This is a genomic window from Providencia sp. PROV205, from assembly GCF_028479505.1.
GTDB classification, from domain to species: domain Bacteria; phylum Pseudomonadota; class Gammaproteobacteria; order Enterobacterales; family Enterobacteriaceae; genus Providencia; species Providencia huaxiensis.
The window spans coordinates 14,488-28,474 of sequence record NZ_JAMPNU010000004.1 but is presented as its reverse complement, the minus strand read 5'-3'; the positions used below and the strand labels follow the sequence as shown (position 1 = coordinate 28,474).

15 protein-coding genes are annotated in these 13,987 nt (G+C 42.0%); 12 read left to right on the top strand and 3 right to left on the bottom strand.

Going from position 1 to position 13,987, the window contains the following annotated elements:
* The first annotated feature begins 200 nt into the window (after positions 1–200).
* From PR800_RS03955 to PR800_RS03940, 4 genes are all read left to right on the top strand, one after another.
* The gene (locus PR800_RS03955; protein ID WP_272530256.1) at positions 201–2,696 is read left to right on the top strand and encodes a heavy metal translocating P-type ATPase; all 2,496 of its coding nucleotides are present in this window, start codon (positions 201–203) and stop codon (positions 2,694–2,696) included.
* Between the two features lie 66 nt (positions 2,697–2,762).
* Positions 2,763–3,032: a glutaredoxin family protein gene (locus tag PR800_RS03950; protein ID WP_195697845.1), complete on the top strand. Its 270-nt coding sequence runs from the start codon at positions 2,763–2,765 to the stop codon at positions 3,030–3,032.
* Positions 3,033–3,075: 43 nt separating this feature from the next.
* The gene (gene cueR, locus PR800_RS03945; RefSeq protein WP_195697846.1) at positions 3,076–3,537 is read left to right on the top strand and encodes a Cu(I)-responsive transcriptional regulator; all 462 of its coding nucleotides are present in this window, start codon (positions 3,076–3,078) and stop codon (positions 3,535–3,537) included.
* A gap of 60 nt (positions 3,538–3,597) precedes the next feature.
* Entirely contained in the window at positions 3,598–3,795 is a 198-nt protein-coding gene (locus PR800_RS03940; RefSeq protein ID WP_195697847.1) for a heavy-metal-associated domain-containing protein, read from the top strand.
* A gap of 131 nt (positions 3,796–3,926) precedes the next feature.
* On the opposite strand, the gene rraB is transcribed toward PR800_RS03940, so the two are convergent.
* A complete protein-coding gene (gene rraB / locus PR800_RS03935; RefSeq protein WP_004907524.1) occupies positions 3,927–4,340 on the bottom strand; it encodes a ribonuclease E inhibitor RraB in 414 nt (137 codons plus the stop codon).
* A gap of 169 nt (positions 4,341–4,509) precedes the next feature.
* On the opposite strand from rraB, the gene argF reads away from it, so the two are divergent.
* Entirely contained in the window at positions 4,510–5,535 is a 1,026-nt protein-coding gene (argF, locus tag PR800_RS03930) for an ornithine carbamoyltransferase (RefSeq protein WP_272530253.1), read from the top strand.
* A gap of 45 nt (positions 5,536–5,580) precedes the next feature.
* Here the strand turns inward: argF and phnX are convergent, their stop codons facing one another.
* Together phnX and phnW are read right to left on the bottom strand one after the other, a co-directional pair.
* A complete protein-coding gene (gene phnX, locus PR800_RS03925) occupies positions 5,581–6,390 on the bottom strand; it encodes a phosphonoacetaldehyde hydrolase (RefSeq protein WP_166264032.1) in 810 nt (269 codons plus the stop codon).
* A gap of 9 nt (positions 6,391–6,399) precedes the next feature.
* Positions 6,400–7,503 carry a 2-aminoethylphosphonate--pyruvate transaminase gene (gene phnW / locus PR800_RS03920; RefSeq protein WP_166264030.1) on the bottom strand — a complete coding sequence of 368 codons (1,104 nt, stop codon included), beginning with the start codon at positions 7,501–7,503 and terminating at the stop codon, positions 6,400–6,402.
* Positions 7,504–7,641: 138 nt separating this feature from the next.
* Here phnW and phnR point away from each other — a divergent pair, with 138 nt between their 5' ends.
* The 7 genes from phnR to PR800_RS03885 all read left to right on the top strand — a co-directional run bounded on the left by phnR (position 7,642) and on the right by PR800_RS03885 (position 13,812).
* Positions 7,642–8,361 carry a phosphonate utilization transcriptional regulator PhnR gene (phnR, locus tag PR800_RS03915; protein WP_102138182.1) on the top strand — a complete coding sequence of 240 codons (720 nt, stop codon included), beginning with the start codon at positions 7,642–7,644 and terminating at the stop codon, positions 8,359–8,361.
* 126 nt (positions 8,362–8,487) lie between these two features.
* Positions 8,488–9,501 carry a 2-aminoethylphosphonate ABC transporter substrate-binding protein gene (locus tag PR800_RS03910; RefSeq protein ID WP_102138183.1) on the top strand — a complete coding sequence of 338 codons (1,014 nt, stop codon included), beginning with the start codon at positions 8,488–8,490 and terminating at the stop codon, positions 9,499–9,501.
* 6 nt (positions 9,502–9,507) lie between these two features.
* On the top strand, positions 9,508–10,617 hold the full coding sequence (phnT, locus tag PR800_RS03905) for a 2-aminoethylphosphonate ABC transport system ATP-binding subunit PhnT (RefSeq protein ID WP_206276054.1): 1,110 nt from the start codon (positions 9,508–9,510) through the stop codon (positions 10,615–10,617).
* A gap of 1 nt (position 10,618) precedes the next feature.
* A complete protein-coding gene (phnU, locus tag PR800_RS03900; protein ID WP_195697853.1) occupies positions 10,619–11,479 on the top strand; it encodes a 2-aminoethylphosphonate ABC transporter permease subunit in 861 nt (286 codons plus the stop codon).
* 2 nt (positions 11,480–11,481) lie between these two features.
* The gene (phnV, locus tag PR800_RS03895; RefSeq protein WP_102138186.1) at positions 11,482–12,279 is read left to right on the top strand and encodes a 2-aminoethylphosphonate ABC transport system, membrane component PhnV; all 798 of its coding nucleotides are present in this window, start codon (positions 11,482–11,484) and stop codon (positions 12,277–12,279) included.
* Between the two features lie 403 nt (positions 12,280–12,682).
* Positions 12,683–13,186 (top strand): fimbrial protein, encoded by a 504-nt coding sequence (locus tag PR800_RS03890; RefSeq protein ID WP_102138187.1) that lies wholly within the window; start codon positions 12,683–12,685, stop codon positions 13,184–13,186.
* 110 nt (positions 13,187–13,296) lie between these two features.
* Positions 13,297–13,812: a hypothetical protein gene (locus PR800_RS03885; RefSeq protein WP_272530247.1), complete on the top strand. Its 516-nt coding sequence runs from the start codon at positions 13,297–13,299 to the stop codon at positions 13,810–13,812.
* The last annotated feature ends 175 nt before the right edge of the window (positions 13,813–13,987 follow it).

Sequence of the window (13,987 nt, the reverse complement as noted above, 5' to 3'; positions counted from 1 at the left end):
AACATATTTAATTCAGTCTCGCCACTCACTAAACACCAATAGTTTAGTGAGTGGCTTAATCTAAAAAAAGAAAACACCTTACAAAACAATGAAATAAAAAATGTTATTATCAATATCGATAATAATAAAAAACACTTGACCTTACCCTTAAGGTAAAGCTTAGACTTTATCCAATAAAGCCATCCTAGAGGGTAAAATCCATGACAACAAATATATCTAACACCTCCGCCAACAGGCTGAGTTTGCCAGTAGAAGGCATGACTTGTGCATCCTGTGTCGGTCGTGTTGAAAAAGCATTAAAAGCCGTCATAAATATTGATACTGCTATAGTGAACTTAGCAACAGAACGTGCAGACATTACTTTTAAAGGTCATGTTGACCCTGATGCTGCAGTCCGAGCAATAGAGAGTTCAGGTTATAAAGTTCGTGAAGAAACAACCGAATTGGCAATTGAAGAGATGACTTGTGCATCTTGTGTCGGCCGCGTTGAAAAAGCATTATCACAAATACCTGGAGTGCTTGAGGCAAATGTTAACTTAGCCACTGAGCGCGCCCGTATTCGCCATTTATCTGGAGCTGTGGCTATCGAAGATCTAGAAGCGGCGATAGTTCAAGCAGGCTATAAGCCTCGCAGGTTGTCAGACACCACGACCAATGCAAATGACCAAGCCAATGAGCGTCGTGAAAATGAAGAGCGTTCACTGCGCCGTGCTTTATTCACTGCTGCAATTTTTACATTACCCGTATTTATAATCGAAATGGGTTCACATTTTATTCCAGGGATCCACCACTGGGTATCTGAAAACCTTGGGCAGCAACTCAATTGGTATATCCAATTTGTATTAGCCACCATCGTTCTATTCGGTCCTGGTTTACGTTTCTTCCAAAAAGGTGTTCCAGCGCTATTACGTGCAGCTCCAGACATGAACTCACTTGTTGCGGTAGGTACTGCGGCAGCTTATGGGTACTCTGTAGTCGCAACCTTTATACCGCAGGTCCTCCCAGCTGGCACGGCAAATGTGTACTTTGAAGCCGCGGTCGTTATCGTGACCTTAATTCTGCTGGGTCGTACATTAGAAGCTCGCGCAAAAGGAAAAACATCTCAAGCAATTAAACGTCTTGTCGGGTTACAAGCTAAAACAGCTCGAGTGGAGCGTGACGGCAAAATGCTTGAGATCCCTCTGGATCAAGTAATCGCCAACGATATTGTTTTCGTGCGTCCAGGTGAGAAAATTCCTGTCGATGGCGAAGTCATTGAAGGTACTTCCTATGTCGATGAGAGTATGATCACGGGAGAACCAATCCCTGTATCCAAAGACATTGGCTCTGAAGTTGTTGGCGGCACAATAAATAAAATCGGTGCATTTAGTTTCCGAGTAACGAAAACAGGTTCGAATACCGTATTAGCCCAAATTATTCGTTTAGTTGAAGAAGCACAAGGGTCAAAATTACCTATCCAAGCGTTAGTGGATAAGGTCACTATGTGGTTTGTTCCTGCTGTTATGGCGGGGGCAGTGATCACATTCTTCATTTGGCTCATTTTTGGCCCAGATCCTGCTTTAACCTTTGCACTGATTAACGCTGTTGCCGTATTAATCATCGCATGTCCATGTGCAATGGGCCTTGCAACACCGACATCCATCATGGTCGGAACTGGGCGTGCAGCTGAATTAGGCGTGCTATTTCGCAAAGGAGAAGCATTGCAAGCTCTACGTGATGTCACTGTTGTCGCACTCGATAAAACAGGAACATTGACGAAAGGCCGCCCAGAACTGACTGACTTGATCCCTGCCGATGGCTTTGAATATGATGAAGTTTTATCCTTAGTTGCCGCGATTGAAACACGCTCTGAGCACCCAATTGCAGAAGCGATTGTGAATGCAGCCAATGAGAAAGGTTTACCATTAGCAGCGATTGAAAAGTTTGAAGCCATCCCTGGATTTGGTATCTCAGCAAAAGTGGGGAGTCATACGGTTTCTGTCGGTGCAGATCGCTTTATGAAGCAACTCGGTTTGGATGTCAGTCACTTCCAACAATCAGCTCAACGCCTAGGAGAACAAGGAAAAAGTCCTCTGTACGCAGCTATTGATGGATGTTTAGCGGCAATTATCGCTGTCGCTGATCCAATTAAAGAAACAACCCCAGAAGCAATTAACGCACTACACGCTTTAGGCTTGAAAGTTGCGATGATTACTGGTGATAACGCAGCAACTGCCGCTGCTATCGCTAAACAGCTTGGAATAGATGAAATTGCAGCCGAAGTATTACCTGATGGTAAAGTTGCAGCACTAAAACAGTTCCGAATCAATGGTAATAAAGTCGCATTTGTTGGTGATGGTATCAATGATGCCCCCGCACTTGCAGAAGCTGATGTGGGATTAGCAATCGGTACAGGAACCGATGTTGCTATCGAAGCGGCAGATGTTGTACTGATGTCTGGAGACCTACGCGGTGTTGTTGACGCAATTGCATTAAGTCAAGCAACTATCCGTAACATAAAACAGAACCTATTTTGGGCATTTGCTTACAATGCACTGTTGATCCCTGTCGCTGCGGGTCTGCTCTACCCAATTAACGGTACTCTGCTTTCTCCTATTTTAGCAGCAGCGGCAATGGCACTTTCCAGCGTCTTCGTATTAGGTAACGCTTTACGCCTAAAACGCTTTCAAGCACCAATGAAAAATAGCCTCTCTTAATAAACAACTCGATAGCCAGGCTCTTCTGAGTCTGGCGACAATTTTTAGAACTGTAAGGCGGCCACTATGACACTCCCATCAAAGCCCGGTATTCTGATTTACACCACACCAGCTTGTCCTGACTGCAAATTACTCAAAGAATGGCTAGCTAGAGAACAATTTCCTTTTGAAGAAAGGGACCTTACTGATCCACAAGTTATGGCTGAGGCCAAAGCTAGGACTGGTGTGCGTGTGGCACCGATTACCCTCATTGGCGAACATATTTTTTACGGTACTTTCTCATCGCAAAAGTTGAAAATTATGGAAGTGCTTAAATTACCTAAAGAGAAAAACTAGGTATTTTATTTCTTAAATATCAAACTGTTGAGGAGATAAAATTATGAATATTGGTCAAGCAGCTAAGCTTTCTGGTATCTCAGCAAAAATGATCCGCTATTATGAACAAACAGGTTTGATCCCCAAAGCAAACCGCACTAACTCTGGATATCGTTATTACAGCCAATCTGATGTCGATAGCCTTAATCTTATTCGCCGAGCCCGAGCTCTCAGTTTTTCAACCGAACAGATTTCAGTTTTACTGTGCTTATGGCGCAATAGAGAACGTGCCAGTGCCGATGTTAAAAATATGGCACTTACCCACTTATCTGAATTAAAAAGAAAAATTAGTGAACTACAAGGTATCGCAAATGCACTCGAAGTACTTACAAAGCATTGCCATGGTAATAGTGAACCCCAATGCCCTATTATTGAAAATTTGGTTAATTCCGCTGAGCACCATGAGCCTCTAGCTAGTCAAAAAGGGCAAATAGGTAATTTTTTCACATATTCAGTGAAAAATTAATTGACCTTCCAATAGGGTAAAGCTTTATATTTATCAAAACGTTAATGATAGGAGTTAAAAATGATTAATCTGACAATACCTAAAATGGCTTGTGGTGGCTGCGCTAAATCAATCACAAAAATTATATTGGATATCGATGCTAATGCACTGGTAGAAACCGACCCATCAACCAAAAAAGTGCAAATTACCAGCAATATGGATGAAAGCATTTTCCGCACAGCACTCAGTGCAGCGGAATACCCAGCAGATCCGGAATAATAAATCGTTTATTTCGTAGACTGTTATACCTCTGGTTTCAGCTATTGAAGTTTTTTATAAAACGCCTGCTTTTGTTCATTGTTCAAAAGCAGGCAAATAAAAAGCTTACATTACCGTTTTAGTTTATCAAACTAGTGTACGCGATCTTCAGGGTCGATATCGTCACCGTCTTCGTCGTCATACTCTGCATCTGGGTCTTCAAAATACGTGCCCCAACCATCATAGTTGATGCCCATTTTCTCAGCCAGTTTCATTAATTGTTCAACCTGTGCGTCAATCAGTTCTGCATTTAATGCACTTTCACTAATCACATCACAGCACATCAGGGTTTCACCTGTCTCAATTTCGAGCTCTTCCGCATCCGTGACTTCATAGCCTAGTTTAAAAGCTTCAACAGCCGCTTTTTCTAACAGCGCAAAGTTGTCCGCAGAGAAATGATGCTCAATCGCATACAATGCATCTGGATCGCTGCCATCTTCCAGTAATTCTTCGATAATTAAGCGAGTTTCTTCGTACTGCGCATCGAGTTCAGCTTTATCTACCATATCCACACCCCTTTTGTTTCTTTGTCGCTCATCTTTCTTTGCGCCATTCTCCCATACGGTTGACAGTGAAACCATATATTTAAAGATAATTTCTTTTACATTGGGGGTTGATTTTGAATTTTTATGAATATAAATTGAATATTAATTCAAAACAAAAAGGCTGACAATTATGAATCCCCTATATAATAAACCTTTTCTAAGGTTACTTGATTTTACTTCTAGCGAAATTCATTCACTTTTAAAACTCTCTTCTTGGTTAAAATCAGAAAAAAAAGCGGGCACAGAACAGCCCCTCCTTTCAGGTAAAAACTTTGCCCTTATTTTTGAAAAAGATTCAACACGGACACGCTGTGCATTTGAAGTTGGCGCATTTGACCAAGGTGCTAGAGTCACGTATTTAGGGCCTTCCGGTAGCCAAATTGGCCATAAAGAAACCATGAAAGATACCGCTCGAGTCCTGGGCAGGATGTATGACGGTATTCAATACCGTGGATTCGCCCAAAACACGGTAGAACTCTTAGCCGCGCACTCGGGAGTGCCTGTATGGAATGGACTAACTAACGAATTCCATCCCACACAGTTATTAGCCGACCTGCTGACCATCCAAGAACACCGACCAAATACGCCATTCTCAGACATTAAATTTGCCTATTTAGGTGATGCGCGTAACAACATGGGTAATTCGATGCTAGAAGCCGCTGCACTCACAGGTTTAGATTTACGCCTTGTTGCGCCAAAAAGTTGCTGGCCAGATGAAGACTTAGTGAAAACTTGCCAAACACTAGCTCAAAAAACGGGGGCAAAAATCACACTCACAGAAGATGTCGCCGAAGGTGTAAAAGATGCTGATTTTATCTATACCGATGTGTGGGTATCGATGGGCGAAGCCAAAGAAGTATGGGCACAGCGCATTAATTTATTGAAGCCATATCAAGTGAATATGGATGTAATCAAGCTTACTGGTAACCCGAATGTGAAGTTCTTACATTGCTTACCTGCATTTCATAATGAAGACACCACATTAGGTGCTCAATTAGCTAAAGAATTCAATATGTTTGGCGGTTTAGAAGTCACGGAAGAAGTCTTTGAATCACCTTATAGCATTGTCTTTGACCAAGCAGAAAACCGCTTACACACCATCAAAGCGGTAATGGTGGCGACATTAGCGCCAGAACTTCCTATTAATGTTTTTTAAATTCCTACCCTCAACTCAACCAAATGAGTTGAGGGTAACCTATCATTATGGACGTTCACCTTTTGCCAAACGCTCATTGATACAATCAATAACCGATGGTAAATCAGCCAAAGTATCAATCACATAATGAGCACCAGCGGCATACAATTTCTCTGCAGCTTGCTGTTTCAATAAATTCACCGCATCAATCGACATCCCTTGATATTCTTCCCATGTTTTACCGAATTCATTACCCGAAACCGATAGCCCGATGCTCCACATCCCAGCATTGCGCCCTTCCTCAATACCAGGAACAGCATCATCCACTTTGATACAAGCAGAGACGGACCCCACGCCTAACTCAATGACATTCTGTAAAGCCATCCAAGGCCCCGGACGCCCACCAGCAAGTAGGTCATCACTCGCGACCCAGTAGTCGGGTTGGTAACCCAACGCCTTTGCTGCAGGAACTAATTTTTCCATCACGGCACGGGGGTAACCTGAACAAGAGCCAATCTTAATATTTTGGCTGCGTAATGTATTGATTGTGTCGACAACACCAGCGATTGGTGCTGCAAAATCGACAACCTTCGCAATTTGCAATGGCATAAAGGCCGCATAGATTTTATCAATGTCTTCACTGTTCATTGAGCGACCAAATTTTGCTGTCCACAACCTATCGACTTCTGGTAATTTTCCTAATGCTTCAATATGTTGCCATTTACCCAATCCCATAGGAATACGTGCTTGAGCCAATGTAATGTCCACATCAAACACAGATTTAAATGCTTCGATGAAAATCTGAGTAGGTGCAAAAGAGCCAAAATCTACAGTGGTTCCTGCCCAATCAAGAATAACGGCTTCAATACGGTTCATTTCTTTTCCTTATATTTCCCAGTAAATGGCTTTTTCTATTGCTAACAACAATGCATTGATGTCTTTTTCATAAACCTCACCAATGTTTCCAATGCGAAAACAGTCGCTTTGCGAGACCTTGCCCGGATAAATGACAAAGCCTTGTGATTTTAAATTTTGATAAAATTGCTTAAATTGGTAATCAGGCGAATTTGGTGAGTAAAATGCGGTGATAATCGGCGAATGGAGGCTATCTTCTAACAGTGTGGTAAAACCTAATTTACGCATACCAGACACCAACTTGTATTGATTCCCCTGATAACGTTGAAAGCGAGCTGCCACCCCGCCTTCTTGAGCTAACTCCTTGAGCGCTTGGGCAAACGCTAATACGGTATGAGTTGGAGAAGTAAATCGCCATTTACCTTGAAAATCTTCCATACAACGCCACTGCGCATATAAATCTAGCGATAATGAACGGGAACGCCCCTTACAACGTTCAAGCGCTTCGGTACGGGCGATAACAAAAGCAAACCCCGGAACCCCTTGAATACATTTATTTGCTGAACTAATTAAAAAATCAATGTTAAGCTCAGCAATATCCATGGGGACCCCGCCAAAACTACTCATTGCATCCACGATATAGCGTTTTTGATATTGCTTCGCTAATTTCGCGACTTTTTCTATCGGGTTTAAAATCCCTGTCGTGGTTTCACAGTGCACCATCGCAATATGCGTGATCGGGTTATCCTGTTGTAATATCTGCTCAATCTGCTGTAGATCAGGCAGAGACACTTCACCACAATCATAAATACAATGGGAAATTCCTAAACCTTGAACCATTTCTGCCATTCGAGCACCATAGGCGCCATTACTGATAATTAAGATTTTTTCTTTAGGGCCAATTGCACTGCCTAGAACAGCTTCAACCGCATAACTCCCACTTCCCTGCAGTAACACCGACGAATACCCTTTTTTGTCGGTTGCCAGTGCGACTAACTGTTGGCGGATGTTTTGGACAACACCTAAATTGTAATCATCATCCCATGTACAGCTATCAAACAGCATGGCTTCCTTCACCGTTTTAGACGTCGTAAGCGGCCCCGGTGTTAATAGCAAATAATTGTTGTTTGTCATTCAATTCACCTTTGGTCTATACCAGATTGCTATTATAATGATCGTAGCCCGCCCAAAAGGTCAAAGGAAAAGTGCGTGTGAAACAAAAAATTCATATAACTATGTATAATATGGCGGAAACAATAATAGGAAATAACCATGAAATTATCCGCGGATGAAACCCCACAATACCTGCTTATCAAAGCCCAATTACAGGAAAGGATTCAAAATGGCGAGCTAAAATGTGGTGATAAACTCCCTTCAGAACGCGAACTTTGTGCTATTTTCAATACCACACGCATCACTATTCGCGAAAGTTTGGCACAGTTAGAGTCTAGTGGGGCAATTTACCGCTCTGAGCGGCGCGGTTGGTTTGTCACACCTGAGCGCCTTTGGTTGGATCCAACCCAAAATACCAATTTCCATAAACTTTGCCTCGAACAAGGTCGCCAACCAAAAACAGTTTTATTGGATGGAAAAGTTATTACCGTTCCTCTCGAGGCTATGGATCCGTTAAAACTTCAATCATTTGAACAAATTTATTTACTCACCCGCCTACGTTTTGCTGATGACAGGCCCGTTTGTTACTGTGAAAACCATTGCTTACCTGCTCGCGTTCCCGAGCTACTGCGCCATGACCTCAATGGCAGCCTGACGGAGGTATACCAAACTCATTTCAATTTAATTTATACCAGTATGCATTTGTCTTTCTACCCAACGGCAATGCCGGCTCAAGCTGCGCAAGCACTGGGCGTTACGGTTGGTCGTCCAGCCCTATTGTTGCAGCGTTTAAACTATGACCAACATGGGCGAATTTTAGATTATGATGTTGAGTATTGGCGCCATGATAGTTTGCGCATCGAAGTCGATACTTTGTAAGCATTTTTGCTTATAAAAATAATTTTAGCTATTTAGCTGTATTTCATCTTTTTGTCATATAAACCCGTTAGCGTAAAAAGCATCTGGTATATACCAGAATACATTTTACCTTAACAGGAGAAAACCATGAAACGCACCTATTTAGCAGGCCTATTAATGGCAGCCTTTTGCTCTACCTCTGTTTTTGCCGCTGATGTTGTTACTGTTTACTCCGCTGATGGGCTGCACGATGGCAACAACAGCTGGTATAAAAATCAGTTTGAGGCATTCACCAAGCAAACAGGTATCAAAGTACAGTATGTTGAAAGTGGTTCAGGGGCGATAGTTGAAAGGCTCTCTAAAGAGCGTACCAATCCACAAGCGGATGTACTCATCACTGTTCCGCCATTTATCCAACGTGCAGCAAAAAACCAATTATTAGCTGAATTTATCCCCGAAGCTGCGGCTAATATTCCTAATTCAAACCACTATTACACACCGTTGGTCAATAACTACCTGACCTTTATCTATAATGCCAAACTGCTTAAATCCCCACCTGAAAACTGGAGCGCCTTACTCGATCCCCGCTTTAAAAATAAACTGCAATATTCAACCCCGGGACAAGCTGGGGACGGTACCGCAGTAATGCTACAAGTTTTCCACAGTTTTAATGGTAAAGACGCAGGGTTTGATTACCTCGGCAAATTGCAGGCTAATAACGTTGGCCCATCAGCTTCCACCGGTAAGCTCACCGCACTTGTCAATAAAGGGGAGCTTTATGTTGCTAATGGCGACTTACAAATGAATTTATCCCAAATGGCACGTAACCCTAATGTCCAAATTTTTTGGCCGAAAGATGCCAACGGGGAGCGTAGTACGCTGGTTTTACCCTATGTTATCGGCCTAGTTAACAACGCCCCCGAAACAGAAAATGGTAAAAAACTGATTAATTTCCTTTTGGATAAACCCTCACAAAGCCGTGTCAGTGAGCTTTCATGGGGCATGCCTGTTCGTTCCGATATCACCCCATCCGATAAACAATATCATACGGCTCTTCAGATGTTAGAAGGCGTGAAAACTTGGCAACCTAATTGGGATGAAGTTGAAGTTTCCCTATCCGATGATATTTCACGTTGGCAAAAAGTCACTGACGGTGAGTAACTTAAGATGTTGATGAAACGAAAAGTCACTACAGTAATGCAGCAAACCGAACACTCAGGGATCACATTAGAGTCTTTACGTGTCTCCTATCATAATAATGTCGTGCTTAAGCCCCTAGACTTAACCATCGAACCTGGGGAAATATTGGTGTTGATTGGCCCATCAGGTTCAGGGAAAACCACGGTACTGCGTGCTATTGCAGGGTTTGCACAACCTGATAGTGGGCGCATTTTACTCGGTGATACGGATATCACCCACCTTCCCCCGTACCAACGCGGGCTTGGTATGGTCGTGCAAAACTACGCACTCTTTCCCCATATGAAAGTGGAAGAGAATGTCGCATTTGGCTTGCGAGCACAAAAACAACCCAAAGCACTGATTAATGAACGAGTCGTTGAAGCCCTTAAAATTGTTGGAATGACAGATTACGCAACCCGCTATCCACACCAACTTTCTGGGGGGCAGCAACAGCGTGTTGCGATTGCTAGAGCGATTGCCGTAAGGCCGAGAGTTTTGTTACTCGACGAGCCGCTTTCCGCACTAGATGCGCAAATTCGTCATAATATGGTCGAAGAAATCGCCCGTTTACACCGCGAACTGCCTGAATTGACCATCCTTTATGTCACTCATGACCAAACTGAAGCACTCGCACTTGGTGATAAGATTGGCATCATGAAAGAGGGCTATTTAGTCGCACATGGTGAGAAAAATGCCTTATATCACCGCCCGCCCAACCGCTTTGCGGCTGAGTTTTTAGGCCGAGCCAATATTCTAGCCGCTACCGCACTTGGTTTTTCAACAAGCCCCGGGAAAGTGAATGTCAGTTGTGGTGGAACATTGCTGGAAGCCCATACATTAGGTATGAGAGCGGGTACACACAAATGGGTATGCATCCGCCCGCAACACCTCACTCTATTGCCAAATACCAATACCACTAATCAGCTACAAGCCACATTAACGTCTATTCGCTGGCAGGGGGATTTAACCCATTTAATTTGTGATGTTGCCGGGGAAACCGTGAGTGTTGCCGTTACCCATTTGGCCTCACCACCTGCAGTAGGCAATAAACTCACTTTATGGTTTTCACCTGCGGATACCGTTTTAATTGAGGAATAACATGTCACATATTAGCGTGCCAAAAGGTTCATCAATAACGATAAAGCCCATTTATTGGATATTGCCCCCATTATTGGTGCTAGTTACGCTGTTTTTTTATCCCTTATTGTTGATAGCACAGCAAGCACTGCAAAATGAGGCGGGAAAATGGGGACTGGACGCATTTTGGCAACTGATTGAGTCAAAACGCTTTATTAATGGGTTATGGAATACGCTCTATATCGCCATTTTGGCCACGTTAGGCTGCCTTGTGATAGGGAGTGTTTTATCGCTGATCTTGGTGTTTGTTCCTTTCCCTGGAAGCCGTTTTATTACTCAAGTGATTGATACTTTTATTGCTCTACCGACTTTTTTGATCACCCTCGCTTTCACCTTTATTTATGGTTCTGCTGGGCTACTCAATGGTACTTTGATGGCATTGTTTGATTTCGAGTTGCCACCCGTTGAGTTCCTTTATTCAATTCATGGCGTGATCCTAGCAGAAATTACCGTTTTTACCCCTTTGGTCATGCGTCCTCTCATGGCGGCACTGCGCCAAATAGACAAGAGCCAGCTAGAAGCCGCAAGTATTCTAGGCGCGCATCCTGCACGAGTTATCGCGAAAGTCATTTTCCCTGCGGCACTTCCCGCTCTACTAGCTGGTGGCAGCCTGTGCCTACTGTTAACCACCAATGAGTTTGGCATCGTGCTATTTATCGGGGCGAAAGGCGTCAATACCTTGCCGATGATGGTCTACAGTAAAGCGATATTAGAGTCAGATTATGCGGTGGCATGCATGATTGCCTTAATTAACATCCTGCTTTCACTCGGGTTATTTTTCCTATACAGAATAGCGACCACTCGCCTTGGGGTAAGGAATTAATTATGTTGATTTGGTCTAAAAAAGGGCGAGCCACAGCTACTATCATTGCTATCAGCTTATTTGGTTTATTATTTTTACTGCCTTTAGTGATGATTTTAATGTCGAGTTTCAGCCGACAATGGAATGGTATTTTGCCTTCAGGGTTTACTTTTGAACATTTTGTGAACGCGTTTAGTGGGCCTGCTTGGGATGCCATATTATCGAGCCTAGTGGTTGGTTTTAGCGCCAGTCTATTTGCGTTGTTTTGTGGGCTTTGGGCTGCGTTAGCATTAAGAAGACACAGCGGGAAAATACAAAAGTGGCTGAGTATCGCATTTTACCTCCCCAGCGCCATTCCTTCTGTTTCTATCGGGCTTGGGATCCTTGTGGCATTCAGCCAAGGCTATTTACAGATGAATGGTACCTTTTGGATTGTATTTAGTGCTCATTTCGTGTTGATTTCTGCCTTTACGTTTAGCAATGTTTCCACTGGCTTAGCGCGTATTTCTCCCGATATTGAAAATGTTGCTTTTAGCTTAGGCGCTTCCCCTTGGTATCGCCTCTGCCATGTGACCTTACCACTATTGATGCCATGGATGATTTCAGCATTAGCATTAAGCCTATCACTGTCCTTAGGGGAACTTGGTGCCACAATGATGTTATATCCCCCCGGTTGGGCCACTTTACCCGTATCTATTTTCAGTTTGACTGATAGAGGCAATATTGCAGATGGTTCGGCACTGACGATTGTGTTAGTTTCAGTAACATTATTCCTAATGTTTAAACTCGAAAAAATAGCAATAAAATTAGGGCAAAAATAAATACCAAGCCAGATAAAAACCCATCATGGGTTTTTATCTATTTTCTCATAACTCTAAAGTTTATTAACGATAATACACTTACATCAACACTATTATTTAATTTAAAATTAACAAACTATATTCTTAAAATTAAATTAGAAACCAATCATAAAAAAACACGCAGATTACTTAAGTAAAAAAACATAGCTATTAAAATATATAACTATTAAATAAAATATATTAGCTACGTATTTACCCCCAAACGCTTAAATATGATAAACCGCCACGGTTTAAAAAAAGAGTTTTAACTCAAATTGAAATTCAAAAGCAAGATTAAATAGTTATTTAATCTCCATCTATTTAATAGAATTAATATATTTATTAGAATATAAAACTTCTCAAAATCAATAAAAGGATTTTTATTATGCATTTGCTAAAAAAAAGTGGTTTAGCACTCTTACTGTGTGTGTCTTTACCTGCTCTATCCGCCGTTCAAAATATGCCAATCAATATCAAAGGGACGTTCTCAAACGTGACCCAGCCTTGTAATGATACCAAGCTTGAAAATACAACAAATTTTGGTGCTATCAATACATTAGAAAAAGTGGGTGATGAAACCGCATACCGTAACTCGGGTTATTTAAGTTTTTCATGCGAATTCCCTGCAGATGCGAAGCTCACTTTCGTCGCCAACAATGCGCCAAATTCACCTGAAGCATTTAAAACCTCAAGTGATGCATTTGGTGTGAAATTAAAATATAACAGCACCGAAATTAAACCTGGTCAATCTGATGATATTAAAGTAGTTAAAGGCGGAAATACTATTTACTTCTATACCAGTGTTGCTCGTTTATCCGCAAATGGCCCTAATGACTTTGGTAATCACACCTTTGATATTACTGGTAACTTAGCGATTACTTACCAGTAACAGATAGAAAAAAAGATATTCGTGGCTGAGCAAGATTATTCCTCAGCCACACAATAATGGTTTAATAATATAAAAATAGATAAAGCATGATTTATCATTTGAGAAATACTATGAATTATGTCCCCCCTTTAAAAGCATTATTACCCTTCGTATTATTATTCGGCACGGTTTCTATTTCTCAAGCGGAAACACAAAATATGCCTATTCATATTAGTGGCTCCTTTTCAGCAACAACTGCAATATGTCAAATGTCGAGTAATACAATATCGAGCTACCGTGCATTGTCCGTTGGGAGAAATGGAAATATAGGTCAAGAAATCGCACCGCATAAAATTGAGCTCAATATTGATTGCAATATGAACGCCAAAGCACAACTATCCTTTAATGCGCCATCAACGCCTTATTCGAGTAATTTATTCCAAACTTCCAGTAATGCATTCGGCGTTAAATTAAGCTGGCAAGGGGAGCCTATTTTCCCTAATGAAAGCGTTGCCATTACCATGACTCAGAATCAAAAAAATTACTATGTCGATGCAGTCTTAGTCAGAGTTGCGCCAAATGGGATTGGAGATTATGGCGAACACTCGTTTAATATTGCTGGAAACTTAGCGGTAGATTACCCATAGATACTGGCTGGTTTCTACTATCGCTCAATTTTCCGTCATCTTGTTGATTTTTCCACTTTTATCTCATCGTCTAGTTTTTGTACACAATAGAAACGTAAATGCAAAAATAAAAAAAATGTATTTTTCTTTATGCAAACGCTTGCGTCATGGAGCGAGATGCGTATAATGCGCCACA